The sequence below is a fragment of the Aeromonas sp. NJAU223 genome (assembly GCF_051125555.1).
Taxonomy (GTDB): domain Bacteria; phylum Pseudomonadota; class Gammaproteobacteria; order Enterobacterales; family Aeromonadaceae; genus Aeromonas; species Aeromonas veronii_G.
In genome coordinates this window covers 1,890,412-1,913,039 of the sequence record NZ_CP144204.1, presented here as the reverse complement: position 1 = coordinate 1,913,039, position 22,628 = coordinate 1,890,412, and the positions used below count along the sequence as shown (strand labels likewise).

Here is a 22,628-nt window from a genome sequence, read left to right as displayed (position 1 = left end):
TTCTATCCCTTGTACATCTTGTTCGCTGCAGCGCAGCTTGTAGGGGTCAAACAGCCATCCTGCATCTCGCCTGGCACCTCGCCTGAAGAGGGGCGGGATGGCTATCCAGAGGTCGGGCCCGGCGGGTGACGCCCGGCCCTGGTACTACACGGCCCGATTGAGCAGCATCGACTTGATCTGACCGATGGCCTTGGTCGGGTTCAAGCCTTTGGGACAGACGTTCACGCAGTTCATGATGCCGTGGCAGCGGAACACGCTGAACGCGTCGTCCAGGTTACCCAGTCGTTCGGCAGCCGCGGTATCACGGCTGTCCGCCAGCCAGCGATAGGCGGCGAGCAGACCGGCCGGGCCGATGAACTTGTCCGGGTTCCACCAGAAGGAGGGGCAAGAGGTGGAGCAGCAGGCGCACAGAATGCACTCGTACAGACCATCCAGCTTGGCGCGCTCTTCGGGGGATTGCAGGTGCTCACGCACGGGCGGCAGTTTTTCATCGTTGATGAGGAAGGGTTTGACCTTCTCCCACTGGGTGTAGAACTGGGTCATGTCGATCACGAGATCCCGGATCACCGGCAGGCCGGGCAAGGGACGAATGACGACCTTGTTGCCCTTCTTCAAGAGATCGGAAAGCGGAGTGATGCAGGCAAGACCATTCTTGCCATTCATGTTGACGCCGTCGGATCCACAGACCCCTTCGCGGCAGGAGCGGCGGAAGGCGAGTGTGGGGTCCAGCTCTTTCAGCTGGATCAGTGCGTCGAGCACCATCATGTCGGAACCTTCAGGAATATCAAGGTGATAATCCTTCATGTGCGGGACGTTATCAACATCCGGGTTGTATCTGTAAACAGAGAATGTGACGTTCATTGTATTTGGCTCCGCAATCAGTAAGTCCGCACCTTGGGTGGGAATGCCTCACGGGTTTTCGGAGACATGTTGACAGCGCGACGGGTCATGGACTCGGTGTCCGGGTGATAGAGGCTGTGGCACAGCCAGCTCTCATCGTCGCGATCCGGGAAGTCGAAGCGGCTGTGGGCACCGCGACTCTCGGTACGGAAGTTCGCCGCCACCGCGGTGGCATAGGCCGTCTCCATCAGGTTGTCCAGCTCCAGGCACTCGATGCGCTGGGTGTTGAACTCCTTGGAGGTGTCGTCCAGACGGGCGTTCTTGAGGCGCTCGCGGATGAGTTTCAGCTCGGCCAGCCCCTCTGCCATGGCATCCCCTTCCCGGAATACGGAGAAGTTGTTCTGCATGCAGCGCTGCAGATCTTTACGGATCTGGGCCGGGTCTTCCCCGTCACGGTTGGCTTCCCAGCGGTTGAAGCGCTCAAGAGCCTTGGCGACCTCGGCCTCGGTGGCCTCGCGGCCATGTTCCATCTCGCCCAAGGTCTCCACCAGGTGCATGCCGGCGGCACGACCGAACACCACCAGATCCAGCAGGGAGTTGCCACCCAGACGGTTGGCGCCGTGTACGGAGACACAGGCGATCTCCCCCACCGCGAACAGACCGACCACGGGGACGTCGTTGCCGTCCTTGTCCTGGGTCAGGCACTGGCCGTTCACGCTGGTCGGCACGCCGCCCATCATGTAGTGGCAGGTCGGGATGATGGGAATGGGTTCCTTGACCGGATCCACGTGGGCGAAGGTGCGAGACAGCTCGCAGATCCCCGGCAGGCGGGATTCCAGTACCTCTTTACCCAGGTGATCCAGCTTGAGTTTGATGTGCGGGCCCCAGGGACCGTCGCAGCCACGGCCTTCGCGGATCTCGATCATGATGGAGCGAGCCACCACGTCGCGACCGGCGAGATCCTTGGCGTTCGGCGCATAACGCTCCATAAAGCGCTCGCCGTCCTTGTTCAGCAGATAGCCGCCTTCACCGCGGCAACCCTCGGTCACCAGCACCCCTGCCCCGGCGATGCCGGTCGGGTGGAACTGCCAGAACTCCATGTCCTGCACGCCTACACCGGCGCGCAGCGCCATGCCGACACCGTCACCGGTGTTGATGTGGGCATTGGTGGTGGACTGGTAGATGCGACCGGCGCCACCGGTGGCGAGCACCGTGGCCTTGGCCTTGAAGTAGACGACCTCGCCGCTCTCCATGTCGATGGCGGTGCAGCCGACGACGTGACCGTCCTGGTTCTTCACCAGATCCAGCGCATACCACTCGGAGAAGACCGTGGTCTTGTTCTTGACGTTCTGCTGATACAGGGTATGCAGCAGGGCATGGCCGGTCCGGTCGGCCGCAGCCGCGGTACGGGCCGCCTGCTCGCCACCGAAATTCTTGGACTGACCACCAAACGGGCGCTGATAGACGGCGCCGTTGTCGAAGCGGGAGAAGGGCAGACCCATGTTCTCCAGCTCATAGACGGCTTCCGGGCCCGTCTTGCACATGTATTCAATCGCTTCCTGGTCACCGATGTAATCGGAGCCCTTGACGGTGTCGTACATGTGCCACTGCCAGTTGTCGTCATGGGCATTGCCCAGGGCGACCGTGATCCCGCCCTGGGCGGAAACGGTGTGGGAACGAGTCGGGAAAACCTTGGAAAGCAGTGCGCAGCTCTTGCCGGATTGGGCAATCTGCAGCGCGGCGCGCATACCGGCGCCACCGGCACCGATCACGACCGCATCAAATTCACGAGTTGGAATAGTCACCTTACACACCCCACAGCACGACGAAACCAGTCATCAGATAGACAAACAGCACCACCACCAGTGCAAATTGCAGTGCACCGCGCAGTCCCACCGGTTTGATATAGTCGGTCAGCACCTGCCACAGACCGATCCAGGCGTGGATCAGGACGCAAACCAGCGTCAGCAGGGTGAAGACCTTGGTGAAGGTTTTGGCGAAGAAGCCGGTCCACACCTCGTAGGTGATGTCATTGAGGGCGACAAAACCCACCAGATAGAGGACGTAGGCCGTCATGATGAGGGCGGTGGCGCGGATCAGGATGTAGTCATGAACACCGCTGCGCCCGAAAGTTGCAGAATTGGTTACCATACCAGTACCCCCGCCAATACGGCCAGAATCGCGGTGATCACGAAGCCCACCCGGGCGCTCTGATTCGCGGATTCCAGCTCTTCCCAATGCCCCATGTCCATGACCAGGTGACGCAGACCGCCCACGATGTGGTAAGCCAGCGCAGTCAGGATCCCCCACAGCACGAACTTGACCAGGAAGTTGTCCATGATGGCAACGACCGTTTCAAATCCTTCGGGAGAGGCGAGTGAAGTACCAAGCATCCACAGCAAGATGGCAAGCGCCACAAAGGTGATGACCCCTGAGACACGATGCAAGATGGAAGCGATGGCGGTGACAGGAAAGCTGATCGTCTGTAGGTCGAGGTTTACAGGTCTCTGTTTGTTTTTCACGGCTTTGCCCACTCAGCTCCATTGAGCACGTTAGTTATTGTTTTTACACGCTTTGAGGGCTAGGAGTGGCATTTGTTAGGTTTTTGTTACCAAAACAACTCAGGAAAGCCAAAAATAACATTTTCAATATCACATCTGGCTTTGCGAAAGCGTTTCAAACACCGACGACCATCACCCACGTGGCGCAGTATATCGGCGGCCTTAACCAATGACAATCAATTAGCTACATAGAAAACCCAAAACCGTAAACCAGATCCCACAACAGCTTTAACAACTCATTAATGATCATCCAGTAAAATTGACAAAGCTATCGATCTCTGGTTCAAATAAGGCGCTCCAGCCGCCGTGGTACGGGTAACAACCTTTGCCAGCGTTATGAAAGTCGTAATAAAGTAGGACTGGAACCAAATTATAAAGAGCAAAGGAGACGTGCTATGGCTGATAAAATAGCCACCCTACACTTGCCCGGAAAAGAGCCGGTAGAACTGCCGATCCTGTCCGGGACTGTCGGACCCGATGTCATCGATGTCAGAAAACTGGGTGCTCAAGGGTACTTCACCTTTGACCCGGGCTTCATGGCCACCGGATCTTGCAAATCGTCCATCACCTACATCGACGGGGATCAGGGTGTCTTGCTGCACCGTGGTTATCCCATCGCCCAGTTGGCCACCCAGGCCAGCTACCTCGAAGTCTGCTACATCCTGCTCTACGGTGAGGCCCCCACCAAGGCCCAGTACACGGACTTCGAACGTCTGGTCACCCGCCACACCATGGTGCACGAACAGATCGCCTTCTTCTTCCGCGGCTTCCGTCGTGACGCTCACCCCATGGCCGTCATGTGTGCCGTGGTCAGCGCCCTGTCCGCCTTCTATCACGATGCCCTCGACATCAACAACGAGGAGCACCGTGAGATCTGCGCCTTCCGTCTGCTCTCCAAGATGCCGACCCTGGCCGCCATGTGCTACAAGTACTCCATCGGCCAGCCGTTCATGCAGCCGCGCAACGCCCTCTCCTATGCGGGCAACTTCCTGCACATGATGTTTGGCGTGCCGACCGAAGAGTACAAGGTCAACCCCATCGTCGAACGCGCCATGGATCGCATCTTCACCCTGCATGCGGATCATGAGCAGAACGCCTCCACCTCCACCGTGCGTCTGGCGGGCTCCTCCGGTGCCAACCCGTTCGCCTGTATCGCCGCCGGGATCGCCTCCCTGTGGGGTCCGGCCCACGGCGGTGCCAACGAAGCCTGCCTCAAGATGCTCGAAGAGATCGGTTCGGTCGATCGCATCCCCGAGTTCATTGCCAAGGCCAAGGACAAGAACGACCCCTTCCGTCTGATGGGCTTCGGTCACCGGGTTTACAAGAATCACGATCCCCGTGCCACCGTGATGCGTCAGACCTGCCACGAAGTGCTGCAGGAGCTGCAGATCAAGGATCCGCTGCTGGATGTGGCCATGGAGCTGGAGCGCATCGCGCTCTCCGACCCCTACTTCATCGAGAAGAAGCTCTACCCGAACGTGGACTTCTACTCCGGCATCATCATGAAGGCCATCGGCATCCCCATGTCCATGTTCACCGTGATCTTCGCCATCTCCCGTACCATCGGCTGGATTGCCCACTGGAATGAAATGCACTCGGATCCGGATCAGAAGATCGGCCGTCCTCGTCAGCTCTACACCGGTCAGCCCCAGCGGGAATTCGTCCCCCTGGATCAGCGCTGAATTCATCGCGGATAAAAATTGTTACAAAGGCGGTCATTGACCGCCTTTTCATTTACCGCTTTAATCGCGCCCTTTCGCCAAAAGGAGAGACCCTGATGAAAGCCCCCCTGATACTCTGTTCCGCCCTGTTGCTCAGTGCCTGCCAGAGCACCCCGCCCACCGAGACCCTCTACATCAAGAGCCAGCTGGCCGACTGCGTCGGTGTCGCCCCCATGAAGTGCATGCAGGTACGCAGCCAGCCCGGCGAGAGCTGGAGCTTCTTCTACCAGCAGATCGAGGGCTTCACCTTCGAGCCTGGCTACAACTATCAGCTGGAAGTCACCAAGGAGAAGCTGACCGATGTGCCGGCCGATGCCTCTTCCCTGCGCTACCAGCTGATCAAGGTCGTGAGCAAGGAAGCCGCTCGCTGAGTGAATGGGCGTCATATAGACCACACCAGTTCAATTAATCAGCACCTTGTGCTAGTCTGGGCCTCCCTCATGGTTTGAGTCACTACTGCAGCGTTAAAGGTTATGATTAACATCCGCGCCATCCGGGCTCCCGACTGGCCCGCCATCATGAAGATCCAGCACGAGTGCTATCACCAGTTCGATCCCGAGCCTCTCGACGTGATGCAGAACAAGTCCGAGCTGGCGCCGGCATGCTGCTGGGTTGCCGAGCGCCAGGGCAAGGTGCTCGGTTACCTGCTCTGTCACCCCTGGCGCGCCAGACGGCCCCCACCCCTCTCGGTCGCCATGCAACGACTGGCTGGGGATGAGGAGTTCTATCTGCACGATCTCGCCGTCTCGGGCGAAGCGCGCGGCATCGGGGTGGGTCAGCGGCTGCTTGCCACCGCCCTCGCCTTCGCCAGTGAAGAGGGATTCGCACATGCGGGTCTGGTGGCGGTGCAAGACGCGCCGGCCTTCTGGCGCAAGCAGGGGTTCCTGCCCGCCGCCACCGACAAGTGTCTGGCGGAATATGGTGAGGGTGCCGTCTATATGCGACTGCCGCTGGCAGCGCCAAGCGTGGCGTGAACGACAGCAAGCAAACCCGGTGTGTACGCCAGCGTACTTTTCCCGGCAGCAGTGCGGTTTGAACACTGACGACCGGCCATAAAAAAGGCGCCTTGCGGCGCCTTTTTCTATCTCGATTGTCTCGCCAGGATGGCTAGTTCATCAAGCCTTGAACTTGCTGAACACCAGGGAGGCGTTGGTCCCGCCGAAGCCGAAGCTGTTGGACATGACGGTGTTGAGATCAGCCGCTTCGTACTCGCGCACGATGGGCAGGCCCACGGCCTTCTCGTCCAGGTTCTCGATGTTGATGCTGGGGGCGATGAAGCCGTGCTTGAGCATCAGCAAGGAGTAGACGGCCTCGTGCACACCGGCCGCGCCCAGGGCGTGCCCGGTCATGGCCTTGGTGGCGGAGAGCTTGGGCGCATTGCTGCCAAACAGGGTCTGGATCGCTTCCAGCTCCTTGGTATCGCCCACCGGGGTGGAGGTGCCGTGGGTGTTGATGTAATCCACCTGACCCACACCCTGCATCGCCATCTTCATGCAACGCACCGCGCCTTCACCGCTCGGGGCCACCATGTCGTAGCCGTCGGAAGTGGCACCGTAACCGGTGATCTCGGCGTAGATGTGCGCACCACGGGCCAGGGCATGTTCCAGCTCCTCGACCACCAGGATGCCGCCGCCACCGGAGATGACGAAGCCATCGCGGTCCGCATCATAGGTGCGGGAGGCTTTTTCCGGGTTGTCGTTGTACTTGGTGGAGAGAGCGCCCATGGCGTCAAACTGGATGGTGGAGGACCAGTCCAGCTCCTCGCCGCCGCCGGCGAAGACGATGTCCTGCTTGCCGAGCTGGATCAGTTCCAGTGCGTGGCCGATGCAGTGGGCAGAGGTCGCGCAGGCGGAGCTGATGGTGTAGTTGACACCCTTGATCTTGAACGGCGTGGCCAGACAGGCGGAGGTGGTGGAAGACATGGTGCGCGGCACCATGTAGGGACCTACCCGCTTGACGCCCTTCTCGCGGGCGATGTCTGCAGACTCCGAGGTATTCTTGCCGGAGGCGCCGCCGGAGCCGGTGACGATACCGGTACGCTCGTTGGAAACCTGATCCTCTGCCAGACCCGCATCTTCGATGGCCTGCTGCATGGAGAGATAGGCGTAGGCCGCAGCGTCACCCATGAAGCGCATGACTTTACGGTCGATCAGTTCAGACGGATCGAGTTTGATGTTACCCCAGACACGGCTGCGCAGATTGTACTGTTCAAACTGCTCGGAATAGGTGATGCCGGATTTGCCTGCTTGCAGGGAGGCCAGCACTTCTTCCTTGTTGTTGCCGATACTGGAGATGACGCCGATACCGGTGATCACTGCTCTTCTCATTAATTCATCTCGTCTGGAAAAACTGGCACCGAGTCTACCCGCTTTCGGCTGCCAAACTGGTCTGCTTTCACGTAGAATGCCCGCGATTTTATGACGCGAGCAGAGGAAAACGTGAGTCAAACATCCTTACATCATGCCCGATTGGACTGGAATGAAGCGGGAACTCCAGTCTCCAGTGAGTTCGGGGATGTGTACTTTTCCAATGATAACGGTCTAAGTGAAACCCGCTACGTCTTTTTGCAGCAAAATCGGCTGCCAGAGCGATTTTCGCACCACGATAGTGACAGTTTCGTGATTGGTGAAACAGGTTTCGGCACTGGTCTTAACTTTCTGGCGACAATGGCTGCGTTTCTGGAACAGGCCGGCGATCCCGCCCGCTGCCCGCGTCTGCACTTCATCAGCTTCGAAAAATACCCTCTGACCCGGGACGATCTGTGCAAGGCGCTCGCGGCCTGGCCCGAACTCGCGCCGTTGAGCCGTGCCCTCATCGACCAGTGGCCGCTGCCGGTCGAAGGCTGTCACCGTCTGTCGTTTGCCGGTGGCCGGATACGCCTCGATCTCTGGCTCGGCGACATCAAGGAGACACTGCCGCAGGTCCCCCACCCGGCCGAGGGGCTGGTGGATGCCTGGTATCTGGACGGTTTCTCGCCTGCCAAGAACCCCGAGATGTGGACCCAGGATCTGTTCGACGGCCTCGCGCGTCTCGCGCGCCCCACTGCCACCATCGCGACCTTTACCTGTGCCGGTTTCGTGCGCCGGGGGCTCATCGCCGCGGGCTTTGCCATGAAGAAGGTGAAAGGTCACGGCAGCAAGCGGGAGATGCTGACCGGAATCCGGGAAGCGAAGACCCCGGACAGCACCATAGCACCCTGGTACGCCCGCCCGGCGGGCCGGGAAGGGGCGACCCTCATCATCGGCGGCGGTATCGCCTCCGCCATGACCGCCCTCTCTTTGGTGGAGCGGGGCCGCGCCGTCACCCTACTCTGCGCCGATGCCGAGCCCGCCACCGGCGCCTCCGGCAACCGCCAGGGGGCGCTCTATCCCTTGCTCAACGGCGAGCATGACCCCCTGTCGCGCTTCTATGCCCTCGCCTTCGGGTATGCCCGAAACCGGCTGCTGTCCCTGAGCGAACGTCACCCCATCGCCTTTGCATTGTGCGGCGTCACCCAGCTCGGCTATGACGACAAGTCGGCGGCCAAGCTCGCCAAGATGAGTCAGGGGCCCTTCCCGCCCGAACTGATGCGCCCCCTCTCGGCCAACGAGGTCGAGCCATTGGTCGGCCTGCCCTGCGGCGTGGGTGGCGTCAGCTATCCCCTGGGGGGCTGGCTCTGCCCGGCGGACCTGACCCGGGCGGCGCTAAGCGATGCCATGCAGAGTGGCTTGCTGCAGCTGGAATATGGCGCCGAGGTGACTCAGGTCGATGAACTGGCCGATGGCTGGCAGGTGACGAGCCATGACGGCCGCCACTGGCAGGCCCCCAATCTGGTGGTCGCCGCCGGTCATCGTCTGCCCGCCCTCGTCCCCTTCGCCGAGCTGCCCCTCTACCCGGTGCGCGGTCAGGTGAGCCATGTGCCGACCACGGCAGGCTTAAGTCAGCTCAACACTGTGCTCTGCTACGACGGTTATCTCACCCCGGCTCACGATGGCGCCCACTGCATCGGTGCCAGCTATGGCCGCAATCAGACCGAGCTTGGGTTCAGCGCCGAGGAGCAGGCCCAGAATCGCAGCCGGTTGCAGGCCTGCCTGCCAGATCAGATCTGGCCGGACGAAGTGGACGTGAGTGGCAACCAGGCCAGGGTCGGCGTGCGCTGCGCCAGTCGGGATCACCTGCCGGTGGCGGGGCCCGTGGTGCGTCTGCCCGGTCTGGCGGATCACTACGCCGGGCTCCAGCAGCATCCGGCGGATGCCGCTCCCCTGCCCCTCCACCCGGGCCTCTATGTGCTGGGGGCGCTCGGCTCCCGGGGCCTCTGCTCGGCCCCCCTGTGCGGTGAGCTGGTGGCGAGCGAGATCTGTGGCGATCCCCTGCCGCTGCCCCGCGATCTGCTGGAAGCGCTCCACCCCGCCCGCTACTGGGTGCGCAAGCTGCTCAAGGGCAAGTCCCTCGACTGAACAAGCAAGCCTGAGGCTGGCGGCCGATGACCAACGAAAACGGGCTACCCACTGGGTAGCCCGTTCTGTTTTGCCCCATGTCAGCGCTCAGCGCCAGACCAGCCCCAACTTGCGGCCACCGTCGGTCTGCTGCGCCAGGGTGGCGAAACGGCTGCGGGTGGTCGCCAGCACCGCCTGCCCCTGCTGCCACCCCTGATATTGCAGGGCGTCGCAATCCCGGGTCACCGGCAACTGGGCGAGCCGGATGCCAAGCTGGCTCACGCTCTCCAGCAGGATGTCCTTGTGACGGCTCTCGTAGTCAAACATGGCCGCCATCAGCCGATCCCACTTCTGCCGTTCGCGCTCGGACGCCTTCGCCTTGTCCATCCAGTTCGGCACCAGCACCTTGACGCGGGCGGTTACGCTGGCCTGCTCCAGCTCGCAGCGCGCCGCCGTTGGCTTCGTCTGCAACTGCCAGGAGAGCTGGTAACTCGCCTTGCCGATGTGGCCGTTCGCCTGGGTGGGAGCGGGACTGGCGATCTGGCGCATCAAGCTGGCGACATCGGGACCGGATACCCGGTAAAACTGAAAGTCGACCTTTATATCCGGCGCCACTCGAATACCGCTATGATGGGAGGGTTGTGCCCCGATTGAGGCGGCGTACATCAGGACGGCCGCCATCCCTGCTTTGCTGAAGAGTCCCATCTGTTCGCTGCCTTGCTCCTTGTGAGTCCGGCGTAATTTCGATTAAGAATCAATGAATTAATAGTCAAGATGGGAGATTACCCGCGTTCGGGACAACTGTCACCTCCTGTCACCCTGAGCCAGCACCAAGTGCACAAAGGGTGATCAGACCGGACGGCTTGAGTGTGAAAGATATGGAGACAGATCAAAGAAAAATACTACTTTTGAGCTAATAATCAGCACGTTTTATTACCGGGGCTAACCAATTTGGTCAGATCTGCGCCAACGCGGGCACGCAGCTCCACCGTTATTCGTACTCAGGAACTTACTTTATGATGGAACTCCTCATTGGCACCCTGGTCACCCTGGCCGTGGGTCGCTACATATTCAAAGGCTACTCGGCGACCGGGGTCCTGCTCAGCGGCGGTCTGCTGCTGCTGGCCATCACCGCCCTGATGGGCAAGGCCGTGCTGCCCGCCAGCGTCACCTCCACCGGTCATGTAGCCACTGACGTGTTCGAGTACGTGCGCTTCCTGCTGGTCGACCGTGGCGGTGGCCTGGGCATGCTGATCATGGTGCTGTGCGGTTTTGCCGGCTACATGAGCCACATCGGCGCCAACACCATTCTGGTGAAACTCGCCAGCAAGCCGCTTGGCATCATCAAGTCCCCCTATATCCTGCTGGTCGCCGCCTATCTGGTGGCCTGCGCCATGTCCCTCGCGGTGAGCTCGGCCACCGGTCTCGGGGTACTGCTGATGGCGACCCTGTTCCCGCTCATGGTCAACATGGGGATCTCCCGCGGCGCGGCGGCGGCGGTGTGCGCCTCCCCGGCGGCCATCATCCTCGCCCCCACCTCCGGGGACGTGGTGATGGCGGCCCAGGCGGCCAACATGGAGCTCATCGAGTTCGCCTTCCAGCTGACCCTGCCCATCTCCCTCGCGGCCATCGCCGCCATGGCGGTGACCCACTTCTTCTGGCAGCGTTATCTGGACCAGAAGTCCGGCGAGCACAATGCTCCGGTCGCCCCGAGCGATCTCCTCACCGATGCCCCCAGCTTCTACGCCATCCTGCCCTTCACTCCCATCATCGGGGTGCTGCTGTTTGACGGCAAAGTCGGTCCCAAGCTCGACATCGTCACCATCATCGTCATCTGCCTGGTGCTGGCCGCCCTGCTGGAGCTGGTGCGCAAGCGCGATGGCAAGGAGCTGCTGGACGGTCTGCAGATCTGCTGGCGCAGCATGGCAGACGCCTTCGCCGGCGTGGTCATGCTGCTGGTCGGCGCCGGGGTCTTCGCCCAGGGCCTGATGGGGCTCGGCTTCATCGCAAACCTGCTGGATCTTGCCCAGAGTTTTGGCACCGGCGGCATCGTCATCATGCTGGTACTGGTGGTCATCACCACCCTGGCCGCCTTCACCACCGGCTCGGGCAATGCCCCCTTCTACGCCTTCGTGGAGCTGATCCCGCATCTGGCCACCAGCCTCGGGGTCAACCCGGCCTATCTGGTCATCCCCATGCTGCAGGCCTCCAACCTCGGTCGCACCATCTCCCCGGTCTCCGGCGTGGTGGTCGCCTGTGCGGGCATGGGCAATCTCTCCCCCTTCGAAGTGGTCAAGCGTACCTCGCTGCCGGTGGCCGTCGGCCTGCTGGTGGTGATCCTCGCCACCCAGATCCTGGTTCCCGCCTAAGTCACTGCCCTACTGTCACCAGCCCGGCGCCCGCCGGGCTGGTATCTCCCCCCTCCCCTGGAGTAGACTCGGTGCTCTTTTTTCTCTAAGGAGGACCGAGATGAGTATTACGGTTCAACTTGCCCATTTCAGTGACTGCCACTCCCATTTCGATGGGGCGCCCATGCGCTTTCTCCCGGTCGGCGAATCCGAATGGCGCACCCAGTGCGGCGGCTATGGCCGCATCCTGACCCGGCTCGACCGCCTGCGTGCGCAGGCCGAGGCGGCAGGTCAGGCGTGCCTGTTCCTCCATGGCGGCGACACCTTCCAGGGCTCCCTCTATTTCAACCGCTTCAAGGGGCGCGCCAACGCGGATCTGCTCGGCCGGTTGCGCCCGGACGCCATGGTGATCGGCAATCACGAATTCGATCTCGGCAACGGCCCTCTGGTGGAGTTCCTGCGCCAACTCGACTTCCCGGTGCTGACGGCCAACCTCGACAGCAGCCAGGAGCCCGACGGCCTCTCCCTGCGCCTGCGCGGCCTGCCCAACCTGTATGACGCCAGCCGTCCCTGGCACCAACGCCTCGTCGGCGGCGTCCCCTTCGCCCTGCTCGGCATCACCTTGCCGCAGATGGCGACCATCGCCAACCCGGACGCCCACACCCATTTTCACGGCATCGAGGAGACCCTCACCCGGGCCCTCGAAGAGATCCGGGCGCAAGGCATCCACCACATCATCTTGCTGAGCCATCTCGGGCTTGAGCAGGACAAGCGCCTGGCCGCGCGCTTCCCCGAACTCAGCCTCATCATCGGGGGCCATACCCACAGCCTGCTGGGGGATCTCGCCCCCCTCGGGCTCGTGAGCGAGGGCGACTACCCCCTGATGATCGAAGGGGTCGCCATCCTGCACGCCGCCCACAGCGCGCTCTGCCTCGGGGTGTGCGAGCTGACCTTCGATGACGCAGGCCGGGTTAGCCGCAGCCGTGGCCAGCTGGAGTGGCTGCCCTGGCAACCCTGGCCGTTCGCCTCTGAGGCGCCCGCGGGCCTCTGCTTCTGCGAGCCCGCCGCCGAGATAGAGCAACATCTGGCCAAGCGCTATCGACCCGAGCTCGAGACCATGACCCAGCGGGTGGTGACCCGCCTGGATGCGCCCCTTCATCACCAGCGTCTGCCCGATGCCAGCTACCCCGCCGGCAGCCAGGTCGCGCCGCTCGTGGCGAGCGCCATGCTGAGCGCCGCTCGCGAGCAGGTGGGTCAGGTGGATTTCTCCCTGCACAACGCAGGGGGCGTGCGCTGCTCCCTCGAGGCCGGGCCCCTCAGCGAGGCGGACATTGCCGGACGGCTGCTCCCCTTCGCCATTCCCCTGACCCTCTACCGGGTCCACGGTCATGAGCTGGCGGAGGCGCTGGAGAGTGCCATCGACAATGCCACCAACAACGGCGGCGTCGGCAATGGCAACGGCAACGGCAGCTTCCCCTATACCGCCGGCGTGCGGTTCTGCTATCAGGGGGATCGGCCCAAGGGCAGTCGCATTACCCGGCTGGAGTGGGAGCCTAGCCCGGGCCAGTGGCAAGCTGTCGACGCGAGCACCGTCTATCGCGGTGTCTCCAGCGCCTATACCGCCTCCGGCAAGGAGGGCTACACCGCGCTGGCCCGTACCCTGACCCAGCACAATCAGGAACTTGGCATCACCCTCGCCGATGCCTTCAGCCGCTGGGCCCGTCATCGCCCCGTGCTGGCCCCCCTGCCGGAGCTGGTGGAGTACCACGGCGGCTAGCCTGGGTACCCCGTACAAAACGAGGCCCTTTCTCCTTGTGGGGAAAGGGCCTCGTCACTCGGGGCGACCCCGGCTGCCATGGCAGTCAAAAAATCCATAACACTGCAACCCGCCAGTTAAATGCAGATGAAAAACAACAATAACCAGAATTTAGTATCAACAGCTTTACATTGTCGATATTAAATTCTGCCTAGATGCATAGAAAATAGGTCCCTCGGCAAGGGCTTGGCCCCACTTCTCATCTCCCCGCGAGGGACTGAAAACGGGACTTTTATAAATTATTTCAAGCACATTCCTTCATCCCATTGCATAGCGCTGCTAGCCTCGGCAAGATAGGCCCGCTTTTCGTCTCCCTGCTGGAACAGGTCACCCATGAATCACGCCATCCGTTTTACTCCGCAGCGCCACAACCCGGGGCTCAAGCCACTGGTTATCCTGCTCACGGCCCTGATAGCCCTGCTGTTTTGCCTGCGCAATCCGCTGTTCCACGGCATGGCGCCGGGCTTTGACGCCTCGCTGTTCGCGGTGATGGGCAAGATGTGGAGCGAGGGGGGCGTGCTCTATCGGGACATGATCGACATCAAGGGGCCCATGATTTTTGCCCTCGATGCCCTGGGCTACGGGATGGGTGGCTTCTTCGGGATCTGGCTGCTGGAATGGGTGCTCTGCTGGTTCGGACTGCTCGCCAGCTGGCAGGCCTTCACCCAGCTCGGGCTCTCCCTGCAGGCCCGTCTTGGCAGCATGCTGGCGCTGCTGGCGCTCTACAGCACCCGCTACTACTACGGCAACATGACCGAGGACTGGACGTTCCACCTGGCCCTCATCGCCCAGTGGGCCTTCATCACCCTGTTGCTGGACAAACGCTTCAGCTGGGGACCCGCCCTGGTGACGGCCATCACCTTCGCCATCGTCGCCTGGATGCGCACCAACAACGGGGCCTTCTGGGGAGCCTGGTATCTGGTGCTGTTCTGCACCTGGGGCCTGCGGGAGCAATGGCGCTGCGCCTTCGCCCTGCTCGTCTCCAGCCTGCTGGGGCTCGCCCTCGTCGGCGGGCCGCTGTTGGCCTACTTCCAGCACCATGGCCTCCTGGCCGAGTTCCAGTACTACGCCTTCGGGATCTTCTTCGAGGGCAGCTACGGCAGCAGCGGCTTCTCGCCGGATGTCGGCAGCGTCGGCCTGCTGCGCACCGGCCTCATCATGTTGCTGCCCGCCTTCATCGTGCTGATGCTGACCCGCCGGCAGGAGTGGTACCTGCCCGCCCTGTCCGCCACCCTGCTCGGGGTGCTGTTCACCCTGGTGGCCAACTCGGTCTCCGGCCATGTGTTCGATCACTATGACGTGCTCTTTCTGCAGTTCGCTCTGTTGCCGCTCGCCTGCCTGCTGGATCGCAGCGAGCAGCAGTCCGACGCCCTGGGCTTGCTCTGCATCTCCCTGGTGGTGCTGACCGCCAGCTGGCTGCTGGCCCAGCAGCTCGGCTATGGCTGGAGCACCAAGGAGTGGACCCTGGAGAGGGTGCGGGAAGTGCTTGGCAACAGCCTGCTGTGGGCCCTGCCTGTACTGATCCTGGTGCCCCTGTGGCGTGCCTGGGATGTGCGCAGTGCCACTCCCTGGCTCGCCTCGCTGGCCATGCTGGCCCTGCTGCTCAACAACGCCTGGGAGGGCAACCTCAAGGGCAAGCCGTTCAATCCGCCGGCCCAGGTACGGGTCGACAGGATCAAGGCAGAGACGACGCCGAGTGACAAGATCTGGGTCGATGGCATCCAGCCGCAATATTACCTCTGGACCGATCGCCAGCCCGCCTCCGCCTACCTGTTCTTTGCCAACGTCAATCCGCCCTATGACGTGCGCGAGCGGGTATTGGCGGATCTCAAACGCCAGACCCCCAAGTTCATCATCGCCAAGCCGGAGCGGATCGCCGATGAGTTGAAAAAACCGAGCTCCCCCTCCAGCCTCGCCTTCTATCAGTACCTGACCGAGCGCTATGAAGAGGTGGATCCCGGCCTCTACCGCAGACGCTGAGCCGCCCCATCATGACAAGGGCCGCCCTGGGCAATCAGGGCGGCCCTTGTCATTGCCGCGGTATCCAAAGCGGCGCATCCTCACTACAATGGCGCTCATTTTTGATGTGACGAGTGAGATACCATGGCGGAACTGACCTATCTCGGTGGCTATCCCGAGCCCCTCAAGGCCCAGGTGCAGCAGCTGATTGCGGCAAACAAGCTCGGCGAGGTGCTGGCCAAGCGCTACCCCGACACGCACCTCATCCAGAGTGACAAGGCGCTCTTGGCCTACACCATGGATCTCAAGAACCGCTACCTCAAGAGTTCGGCGCCACTCTCCAAGGTGATCTTCGACGGCAAGATCAACGTGATCAAGGACGCGCTGGGTCTGCACACCTATGTCAGCCGGGTGCAGGGCAACAAACTCAAGGCCAAGAACGAAATTCGCATCGCCGCCCTGTTCAAGGAGGCCCACCCCGCATTCCTGAAGATGATCGTGGTGCACGAGCTGGCCCACCTCAAAGAGAAGGATCACAACAAGGCCTTCTATCAGCTCTGCCAGCACATGGAACCGGACTATCATCAACTGGAGTTTGATCTCAGGCTCTGGCTCACCTGGCGTGACATCGAGCGGAGCAAGGGCTGATCAGGTTGCAAGGAGGCAACATGTTCCCATGGCGACAGCGTTCCCGACGATATGGCCGCCGTCTGGTGTGGCCCTGGCTTGTCAGCGCCTGGCTGGCCTGGATGCCAAGCCAACCCCTGCAGGCGGCCGCCCGCTGGCAGAGCGATGCGTATCTCATTCAGAGCTTCATGGAGGTCGCCATGAAACGCGAATATGGCCATGAGACCCAGATCCGCTTCTCCCGCTGGCAGGCCCCCATCCGCCTCAAACTCATCAACGAATTTGGCGACAAGCCGCTGCAGGCCGAGGTGGTCAGAGTCCAGAGCCAGCACCTGGCCAGGATCACCGGCCAGCCCATCCAGCTGGTGGAGACCAATCCCAATCTCACCCTCATCATGACGCGCCACCAGCAGATGGCGAGCTGGGCCAGCCGTACCATAGGTCGGGGGGATTCGGTCAAGATCGCCCTCAAGGAGGGGATCTGCCTGGCCAATTTCGCCACCAACCCCCGCTTCGAGATAGCCCGCGCCACCATCATCATTCCGGTGGATTACAGCCGGGACAAGGGGCGTTTTTTGGACTGCGTGGTGGAGGAGCTCACCCAGGTGATGGGACTGCCCAACGACTCGGACAAGGTCTTCCCCTCCATCTTCAACGACCGCAGCATCGACAGCTTCCCGACCGGGCTCGATTACGTGCTGCTCAAGCTCGCCTACCACCCGGCCCTGCGCTCCGGCATGACAGTGGACGAGGTGCAGGCTGCCCTGCCTGCCGCCATCAAGACCCTGCGGGCCAACGGTGACATCGCCCAGGCCGACCAGCGGGTGCAGATAGATAGCCTGAAACGTTGGGCCGGGCTCTAGACTGCCCTGTGCCAGCTCGTCAGCAAATCACATCCTTTGGCTTGTTTGTCACTGCACCATCAACAAAAAACGCAGCCTGAGCTGCGTTTTTTGTCATCACAAGCGGGCCGTCATACAGCCTCGGCCTGAGTGCTAAGAGGCTCAGGCGTGCTGCTCTTCCGGCATCCAGCTGTCGGCATTCTCCCACACCTCCTGCACCATGGCTTCAGCCAACTCCTTGTCTTCCTTGCTGGCCCGGCTGACCGTCAGCGCCATGGTACTGCCCGGGGCCACCCGCACATGCAAGTCGGGAAATTTCTCGCCCAGTTGCTTGAGCAGCTCCTGGCGCAGTGCCTCCATGGTCGAGGTGGGGATCTGATGTTTCTTGTCGATGATGATTTCCAGACGCATAGGGTACTTCTCCATGATGGTTAACTGTATTTTTATACAGCAATCTAAAAAAGTAAAGCCTCCTGAAAGCGCCACTCATATCGATGCACTGAACCCCGAGCGAACCCCTGATGATCGGATCTTGCCCCTCACTGTCCCTCCCAGCCTGCGTCCACGGGTGAGCCTGGATCGATAAAAAAGAGTTGATATTGATTCTCATCTGTCGCAACATCAATTTGTTATAAGATAACATAACAAGGAAAATCATGCGCCCCCATATTCACCCCGAGTATCGTCAGGTCCTGTTCCATGACCTGACCACCAATACCCACTTCCTGATCGGTTCCACCCTGAAAACTGATCGCACCAAGCTGTGGGAGGATGGCAATACCTACCCCTATGTGACACTGGATGTCTCCAGCGCCTCCCACCCCTTCTATACCGGCAAACAGAAACAGGTTGGCAAGGAAGGGCAAGTGGCCCGCTTCGGCCAGCGTTTCGGCCAGTTCCTGAACAGAAGCAAGGAAAAATCATGAAAGTGCTCTCCTCCCTCAAATCCGCCAAGTCACGCCACCCCGACTGCCAGATTGTGCGTCGCCGCGGCAAGCTGTTCGTGATCTGCAAGAGCAACCCCCGCTTCAAGGCGCGCCAACGCTGAATGAAGCCCCCATCTACCGCTGGTCACGGGCCAGCGGTTTTACCTGCCTTCATACGGTCGATAACGGCTCACTCTCATCTTTATTAACGACCCGGCTGATCCGCATCTCGTGACAATAAACCCATATAAGATATCGCCAATCGCCATTACGCAGATTTTTACGCTAAAAAATCACACAATATCTAGATAAAAAGCCATGCCGCCGCGGTTTTATAGTCATCCTCGCTAGCCAATCCCTGCTCGAGGCCAGACCTGCATCGCCTGGCTGCTCTCAATGCCCCATCCCATCAAACCCATCGATGCCAATGACGGGAAACCACGGCACACTTTTCACCGCAAGCCTCCTATTTCTGCGATTTCCCGATGGCATAGCATGCCAACCCCCACCAGAACGACCACCCAACCGCCATGAGATGTCGATCATTTCACCGTTTATGGTGTGAAAATTGTGTCATCCGGTGAACGCATCGTTACCCAAAAGAGGTATTAGATGGTGACTTTGGGCGCCACTCTCCATAATTTTTGCGTTAAATCACAATTTAATGAAATGGCATTTCAATAGACTTGATGCATTAATTTCATTTTATAGAATGGCGATATCAGAACGGTGGAGAGTCCCATGTCTATCAAGGTTGCCGTCATCGGTGAATGCATGATCGAGTTGTCCGAAAACAAGACGGGCATCCAGCGCCATTTTGGCGGGGACACGCTCAACACCGCCGTCTATCTGGCCCGTACCAATGCCAACCTGGCGGTGCACTATGTCAGTGCCCTCGGCACGGATGCCATCAGCGATGCCATGCTGAGCCAGTGGCAACACGAAGGGATCATCACCGACCTGGTCCAACGCATGGCCAACAAGCTGCCAGGGCTTTATCTCATCGAGACCGACGATAAGGGCGAGCGCACCTTTCACTACTGGCGCAATGATGCCGCGGCGCGCTATTGGCTGCAGACGCCGGACGCCCGCTCTGTCTGCCAGCAGTTGCAGGATGTCGACTACATCTACCTGAGCGGGATCAGCCTCGCCATCCTCTCACCCCTGGATAGGGCCACGCTGCTGGCACAACTCGCCCTCTGCCGGACCCAAGGGGTGAAGATCGCCTTTGACAACAATTACCGTCCGCGCCTGTGGGAAAGCCGGGAGGCCGCACAGCAAGCGTATAGCGCTCTGCTGGCCCTGACCGACCTTGCCTTCCTGACCCTGGATGATGAGGTTGCCCTGTGGGGCGATCGCCAGATCTCCCAGACGCTGGCGCGTACCCAGGCCCTCGGTGTCGGTGAAATCGTCATCAAGCGGGGAGCCGAACCCTGTCTCATCGCCCAGGGAGATCATCAGTGCGAAGTGCTGGCCGTCTCGCTCCCCCGGGAGCGGGTGATAGACACCACGGCAGCAGGCGACTCGTTCAGTGCCGGCTACCTCGCCAGCAGACTGGCCGGCAATGCCGTCGCCATCGCCGCTCGCCATGCTCATCGGCTGGCCAGCACCGTCATACAGCATCGTGGGGCCATCATTCCCCCGGCCGCCATGACAGCCCCCTGAATATCGAGAGGACACCGGTAGCGTGCCCTTGAACAGAAGCGACCTTGGTTGCCATGCCACTCTCTCGTCAGAGGGGGTTTACCTACCTGCAACTGCAGGAAATACCGTCAGAAAGGATATTCGACTCATGATCATCGGTAATTTGAACTGCCTTGATAACGCCCTGCTGCCAGCTCCGCTGAAGGCGTTGTTGAATAAAGAAGAGTGTTCCTTTGCGCAGTTGAGTAATAAGGAAGACGGCAGGTATGACATCTTGAATAACACCGTCTTTTATATTGTTTCAAGCCCGATGACGGCCCCCGAAAATACGCTCAAGAGCGAATTCCATGATCAGTTCATCGATATTCAGGTGCTGCTGTCGGGCCATGAGGTCATCGCCACCAGCAACACCATCACCCAACCGCACCCCTATCAGGCGTGCAAGCCGGATCTCCTATTCGTGGATGATGACCAGCTCACCACCCGCATCGTGCTGGCCGCCGGCGACTTCGCCATCTTCTATCCGGGGGAGGTGCATCGGCCGACTTGTCAGCAGGAAGAGCCGACCCGGATCAAGAAAGTCGTCTTCAAAGTCTGCAAGGATTGGCTGGCCAACCAATAAGCCAGCCCCAACACCACCCATTCCATTATTTCCATTTTCGACAAGGAAGTAGCCATGAAGATCAAACAAACGTTGGACAAGATCCCGGGAGGGATCATGCTGGTGCCTTTGCTGCTGGGGGCCACGCTCAACACCTTCGCCCCTGGTGTCGCCGAATACTATGGTGGCTTCACCAAGGGGATCATCACGGGGACTGTGCCCATTCTGGCGGTCTGGTTCTTCTGCATCGGTGCCTCCATCAACCTGCGCGCCACCGGCACCGTGCTGCGTAAATCCGGGGTATTGGTGATCACCAAGATAGCCGTCGCCTGGGTGGTCGCCCTGGTCGCTGCCAAACTCATCCCCGAGCATGGCATTCAGGCCGGCATGCTGGCCGGGCTTTCGACCCTCGCCCTCGTCTCGGCCATGGACATGACCAATGGCGGCCTCTACGCCAGCCTGATGAACCAGTACGGCACCAAGGAAGAGTCTGGCGCCTTCGTGCTCATGTCCATCGAATCCGGTCCCCTGATGACCATGGTCATCCTGGGTGCGGCCGGGCTCGCCTCCTTCCAGGGCCACCATTTCGTCGGTGCGATCCTGCCCTTCCTGATCGGCTTCGCCCTTGGCAACCTGGATCCGGATCTGAAAGAGTTCTTCAGCAAGGCAACCGGCACCCTGATCCCCTTCTTCGGGTTCGCGCTGGGTAACACCATCAACTTTGCGGTCATCATCGACACCGGCCTGCTCGGCATCCTGCTTGGTCTGGCAGTCATCGTCATCACCGGCATTCCGCTGATCTTCGCCGACAAGTGGCTGGCCGGTGGCAATGGCACCGCCGGGGTCGCAGCCTCCTCCACCGCCGGAGCCGCCGTCGCCAACCCGATGATCATCGCCCAGATGAACCCGGATTTTGCCGCCATCGCTCCCTCGGCCACCGCCCTGGTTGCCACTTGTGTCATCGTGACCGCGATTCTGGTGCCGATCCTGACGGCACTGTACAACAAACGCTTCGCCCCACAGGCCATCCCTGAGGTTCCTGCCGCTGATGCCGCCATGGCCAAGGTGCGCCGGGCTTGATAGAGGGGAACCTTGCCCCTCTTACCCCATAACCCCAGGCAGACATGCCTGGGGTTTTCTTTTTCTGACTGGAATAAACACTGGTTAAATATCGTTAACCCTTGGAACTGGCATAATCTCCCACCAAAACATGCACACCTGATTTAATTCCGGCGAACCCGGTATTGATTTAGCGAGTCATTTAAAAACAAAAGAAAGGGCCATTGAATTGAGGTGGCCTGCGGGTTATTTCCCTCCATGAAGGCGGGGGAATATCGCCTCCCCCGCTCGCAGGCATACTACGCATCCCCATCCAATAATGGGGAGGTCATATTCAGGATGACGGGTGGCAGTCCTGCAACCAGTGACTGATCCGGGTCACCCCGGCGCGCTGGTTATCGGGGCGCACCAGCAAGGCATATTCGTGATCCGTGCCGAGTACCAGATCGAACGGCGCCACCAGGGTGCCGCTTTCCAGCTCTTCGGCCACTATGGTGGGATCGCCGAGGGAGAGGCCAAAGCCCTGCAGGGCGGCATTCATCGCCAAGTCCAGGGTGTCGAACAACTGCCCCCCCTGGGGTTGCCAGGGCGTGCCGAGGAAGGTCGCAAACCAGTTGCGCCAATCCCGCCTGTCCGTACTGGCATGGAGCAGTGGCAGCAGGGGAAGATCCTCGATGCGGCGCTCAAACAGGCCGTGTTTTTGCGCAAACGCGGGGGCGCAGATGGGGGTCAGACGCTCCCGAAACAGCGGTTGGCTGTGGGGATATCTGGCCTGGCTCGATTGATAGACGATGGCGAGATCGAAGGATTCGCGGGAGAAATCGATGCCATGACTGTGGCTACCCCGCACCTCGACCTCATCCCCCTCGAATGCCTGCAAGCGGCGCAGCAGCCAGCGGCTGGCACAGGAGGGCACCTTGATGCTGATGGCCTTCTCATGGGCCAGGGCCTGCAGGGCGCAGAGTCCCTCGCCCATGCGCGCCAGCCCCTCCCTGACGAAGGGCAACAGGCACTCGGCGGCGGGAGTCAGGCTCAGGCAGCGCGTCCCGCGCAAGAAGAGCGGATGGCCGAGGCGCTCCTCCAGCTGGGCTATCTGTTTGCTCACCGCCCCCTGACTCACGCACAGTTCATCGGCCGCCAGGGTGAAGCTCAGATGGCGGGCGGCACACTCAAAGACTTGCAAGCCATAGAGGGGCAAGTGGCTACGGGCGGGGTAGGTTGACATTCAGGCCTCCATGCTTGAGAAAAACTCATGCATACCATGCCGAA

The 22,628-nt window shown here is 60.8% G+C and carries 22 protein-coding genes; 14 read left to right on the top strand and 8 right to left on the bottom strand.

The window, feature by feature from the left end; translation table 11 throughout:
* Positions 1–144: 144 nt before the first annotated feature.
* The 4 genes from VZC39_RS08795 to sdhC are packed head-to-tail and all read right to left on the bottom strand — an operon-like array spanning position 145 to position 3,374.
* The gene (locus tag VZC39_RS08795; protein ID WP_349922014.1) at positions 145–861 is read right to left on the bottom strand and encodes a succinate dehydrogenase iron-sulfur subunit; all 717 of its coding nucleotides are present in this window, start codon (positions 859–861) and stop codon (positions 145–147) included.
* A gap of 17 nt (positions 862–878) precedes the next feature.
* Positions 879–2,645 (bottom strand): succinate dehydrogenase flavoprotein subunit, encoded by a 1,767-nt coding sequence (sdhA, locus tag VZC39_RS08790; RefSeq protein WP_349922013.1) that lies wholly within the window; start codon positions 2,643–2,645, stop codon positions 879–881.
* Between the two features lies 1 nt (position 2,646).
* Complete coding sequence (gene sdhD / locus VZC39_RS08785; protein WP_349922012.1) at positions 2,647–2,991, bottom strand: succinate dehydrogenase, hydrophobic membrane anchor protein; 345 nt, start codon at positions 2,989–2,991, stop codon at positions 2,647–2,649.
* The gene (gene sdhC / locus VZC39_RS08780; protein WP_349922011.1) at positions 2,985–3,374 is read right to left on the bottom strand and encodes a succinate dehydrogenase cytochrome b556 subunit; all 390 of its coding nucleotides are present in this window, start codon (positions 3,372–3,374) and stop codon (positions 2,985–2,987) included. The genes sdhD and sdhC overlap by 7 nt, the downstream gene beginning before the upstream one ends.
* 422 nt (positions 3,375–3,796) lie before the next feature.
* Here sdhC and VZC39_RS08775 point away from each other — a divergent pair, with 422 nt between their 5' ends.
* The 3 genes from VZC39_RS08775 to VZC39_RS08765 all read left to right on the top strand — a co-directional run bounded on the left by VZC39_RS08775 (position 3,797) and on the right by VZC39_RS08765 (position 6,096).
* On the top strand, positions 3,797–5,083 hold the full coding sequence (locus VZC39_RS08775; RefSeq protein ID WP_349922010.1) for a citrate synthase: 1,287 nt from the start codon (positions 3,797–3,799) through the stop codon (positions 5,081–5,083).
* 95 nt (positions 5,084–5,178) lie between these two features.
* The gene (locus tag VZC39_RS08770; RefSeq protein ID WP_349922009.1) at positions 5,179–5,493 is read left to right on the top strand and encodes a DUF4377 domain-containing protein; all 315 of its coding nucleotides are present in this window, start codon (positions 5,179–5,181) and stop codon (positions 5,491–5,493) included.
* 102 nt (positions 5,494–5,595) lie between these two features.
* Positions 5,596–6,096 (top strand): GNAT family N-acetyltransferase, encoded by a 501-nt coding sequence (locus tag VZC39_RS08765; RefSeq protein ID WP_349922008.1) that lies wholly within the window; start codon positions 5,596–5,598, stop codon positions 6,094–6,096.
* Between the two features lie 141 nt (positions 6,097–6,237).
* Here VZC39_RS08765 and fabB read toward each other — a convergent pair whose 3' ends face one another.
* On the bottom strand, positions 6,238–7,449 hold the full coding sequence (fabB, locus tag VZC39_RS08760; RefSeq protein ID WP_349922007.1) for a beta-ketoacyl-ACP synthase I: 1,212 nt from the start codon (positions 7,447–7,449) through the stop codon (positions 6,238–6,240).
* 90 nt (positions 7,450–7,539) lie between these two features.
* Here fabB and mnmC point away from each other — a divergent pair, with 90 nt between their 5' ends.
* Complete coding sequence (mnmC, locus tag VZC39_RS08755) at positions 7,540–9,558, top strand: bifunctional tRNA (5-methylaminomethyl-2-thiouridine)(34)-methyltransferase MnmD/FAD-dependent 5-carboxymethylaminomethyl-2-thiouridine(34) oxidoreductase MnmC (RefSeq protein WP_434667626.1); 2,019 nt, start codon at positions 7,540–7,542, stop codon at positions 9,556–9,558.
* A gap of 87 nt (positions 9,559–9,645) precedes the next feature.
* On the opposite strand, the gene VZC39_RS08750 is transcribed toward mnmC, so the two are convergent.
* On the bottom strand, positions 9,646–10,242 hold the full coding sequence (locus tag VZC39_RS08750) for a DUF922 domain-containing protein (protein WP_434667623.1): 597 nt from the start codon (positions 10,240–10,242) through the stop codon (positions 9,646–9,648).
* A 311-nt stretch (positions 10,243–10,553) separates the two neighbouring features.
* Here VZC39_RS08750 and dcuC point away from each other — a divergent pair, with 311 nt between their 5' ends.
* From dcuC to VZC39_RS08725, 5 genes are all read left to right on the top strand, one after another.
* Entirely contained in the window at positions 10,554–11,906 is a 1,353-nt protein-coding gene (gene dcuC, locus VZC39_RS08745; RefSeq protein ID WP_434667620.1) for an anaerobic C4-dicarboxylate transporter DcuC, read from the top strand.
* 100 nt (positions 11,907–12,006) lie between these two features.
* A complete protein-coding gene (locus tag VZC39_RS08740) occupies positions 12,007–13,662 on the top strand; it encodes a bifunctional metallophosphatase/5'-nucleotidase (RefSeq protein WP_434667617.1) in 1,656 nt (551 codons plus the stop codon).
* Positions 13,663–14,034: 372 nt separating this feature from the next.
* A complete protein-coding gene (locus tag VZC39_RS08735) occupies positions 14,035–15,681 on the top strand; it encodes a hypothetical protein (RefSeq protein ID WP_434667615.1) in 1,647 nt (548 codons plus the stop codon).
* Positions 15,682–15,804: 123 nt separating this feature from the next.
* Entirely contained in the window at positions 15,805–16,308 is a 504-nt protein-coding gene (locus VZC39_RS08730; protein WP_349922001.1) for a M48 family metallopeptidase, read from the top strand.
* A 101-nt stretch (positions 16,309–16,409) separates the two neighbouring features.
* Positions 16,410–17,150 carry a DUF2927 domain-containing protein gene (locus tag VZC39_RS08725; protein ID WP_349922440.1) on the top strand — a complete coding sequence of 247 codons (741 nt, stop codon included), beginning with the start codon at positions 16,410–16,412 and terminating at the stop codon, positions 17,148–17,150.
* Positions 17,151–17,291: 141 nt separating this feature from the next.
* On the opposite strand, the gene VZC39_RS08720 is transcribed toward VZC39_RS08725, so the two are convergent.
* On the bottom strand, positions 17,292–17,540 hold the full coding sequence (locus tag VZC39_RS08720) for a DinI family protein (protein WP_349922000.1): 249 nt from the start codon (positions 17,538–17,540) through the stop codon (positions 17,292–17,294).
* Positions 17,541–17,785: 245 nt separating this feature from the next.
* Here VZC39_RS08720 and VZC39_RS08715 point away from each other — a divergent pair, with 245 nt between their 5' ends.
* From VZC39_RS08715 to kdgT, 5 genes are all read left to right on the top strand, one after another.
* Positions 17,786–18,055 (top strand): type B 50S ribosomal protein L31, encoded by a 270-nt coding sequence (locus VZC39_RS08715; protein WP_434667610.1) that lies wholly within the window; start codon positions 17,786–17,788, stop codon positions 18,053–18,055.
* Positions 18,052–18,177 carry a type B 50S ribosomal protein L36 gene (gene ykgO, locus VZC39_RS08710; protein ID WP_005300174.1) on the top strand — a complete coding sequence of 42 codons (126 nt, stop codon included), beginning with the start codon at positions 18,052–18,054 and terminating at the stop codon, positions 18,175–18,177. Before VZC39_RS08715 ends, ykgO begins: the two co-directional genes overlap by 4 nt.
* Positions 18,178–18,796: 619 nt before the next feature.
* Entirely contained in the window at positions 18,797–19,720 is a 924-nt protein-coding gene (locus tag VZC39_RS08705) for a sugar kinase (RefSeq protein WP_434667604.1), read from the top strand.
* A 127-nt stretch (positions 19,721–19,847) separates the two neighbouring features.
* Positions 19,848–20,321 (top strand): YhcH/YjgK/YiaL family protein, encoded by a 474-nt coding sequence (locus tag VZC39_RS08700; protein ID WP_349921997.1) that lies wholly within the window; start codon positions 19,848–19,850, stop codon positions 20,319–20,321.
* Positions 20,322–20,375: 54 nt separating this feature from the next.
* Entirely contained in the window at positions 20,376–21,380 is a 1,005-nt protein-coding gene (kdgT, locus tag VZC39_RS08695) for a 2-keto-3-deoxygluconate transporter (RefSeq protein ID WP_349921996.1), read from the top strand.
* 313 nt (positions 21,381–21,693) lie between these two features.
* Here the strand turns inward: kdgT and VZC39_RS08690 are convergent, their stop codons facing one another.
* A complete protein-coding gene (locus tag VZC39_RS08690; protein WP_434667600.1) occupies positions 21,694–22,584 on the bottom strand; it encodes a LysR family transcriptional regulator in 891 nt (296 codons plus the stop codon).
* Positions 22,585–22,628: the final 44 nt, after the last annotated feature.

Coding starts and splice junctions, on each gene's coding strand:
- VZC39_RS08705 (WP_434667604.1), top strand. CDS start 18,797: ATGTCTATCAAGGTTGCCGTCATCGGTGAATGCATGATCGAGTTGTCC.
- VZC39_RS08730 (WP_349922001.1), top strand. CDS start 15,805: ATGGCGGAACTGACCTATCTCGGTGGCTATCCCGAGCCCCTCAAGGCC.
- VZC39_RS08700 (WP_349921997.1), top strand. CDS start 19,848: ATGATCATCGGTAATTTGAACTGCCTTGATAACGCCCTGCTGCCAGCT.
- sdhD (WP_349922012.1), bottom strand. CDS start 2,991: ATGGTAACCAATTCTGCAACTTTCGGGCGCAGCGGTGTTCATGACTAC.
- VZC39_RS08775 (WP_349922010.1), top strand. CDS start 3,797: ATGGCTGATAAAATAGCCACCCTACACTTGCCCGGAAAAGAGCCGGTA.
- kdgT (WP_349921996.1), top strand. CDS start 20,376: ATGAAGATCAAACAAACGTTGGACAAGATCCCGGGAGGGATCATGCTG.
- VZC39_RS08735 (WP_434667615.1), top strand. CDS start 14,035: ATGAATCACGCCATCCGTTTTACTCCGCAGCGCCACAACCCGGGGCTC.
- VZC39_RS08765 (WP_349922008.1), top strand. CDS start 5,596: ATGATTAACATCCGCGCCATCCGGGCTCCCGACTGGCCCGCCATCATG.
- fabB (WP_349922007.1), bottom strand. CDS start 7,449: ATGAGAAGAGCAGTGATCACCGGTATCGGCGTCATCTCCAGTATCGGC.
- VZC39_RS08740 (WP_434667617.1), top strand. CDS start 12,007: ATGAGTATTACGGTTCAACTTGCCCATTTCAGTGACTGCCACTCCCAT.
- dcuC (WP_434667620.1), top strand. CDS start 10,554: ATGATGGAACTCCTCATTGGCACCCTGGTCACCCTGGCCGTGGGTCGC.
- VZC39_RS08690 (WP_434667600.1), bottom strand. CDS start 22,584: ATGTCAACCTACCCCGCCCGTAGCCACTTGCCCCTCTATGGCTTGCAA.
- ykgO (WP_005300174.1), top strand. CDS start 18,052: ATGAAAGTGCTCTCCTCCCTCAAATCCGCCAAGTCACGCCACCCCGAC.
- VZC39_RS08725 (WP_349922440.1), top strand. CDS start 16,410: ATGCCAAGCCAACCCCTGCAGGCGGCCGCCCGCTGGCAGAGCGATGCG.
- VZC39_RS08720 (WP_349922000.1), bottom strand. CDS start 17,540: ATGCGTCTGGAAATCATCATCGACAAGAAACATCAGATCCCCACCTCG.
- VZC39_RS08750 (WP_434667623.1), bottom strand. CDS start 10,242: ATGGGACTCTTCAGCAAAGCAGGGATGGCGGCCGTCCTGATGTACGCC.
- mnmC (WP_434667626.1), top strand. CDS start 7,540: ATGACGCGAGCAGAGGAAAACGTGAGTCAAACATCCTTACATCATGCC.
- VZC39_RS08795 (WP_349922014.1), bottom strand. CDS start 861: ATGAACGTCACATTCTCTGTTTACAGATACAACCCGGATGTTGATAAC.
- VZC39_RS08770 (WP_349922009.1), top strand. CDS start 5,179: ATGAAAGCCCCCCTGATACTCTGTTCCGCCCTGTTGCTCAGTGCCTGC.
- VZC39_RS08715 (WP_434667610.1), top strand. CDS start 17,786: ATGCGCCCCCATATTCACCCCGAGTATCGTCAGGTCCTGTTCCATGAC.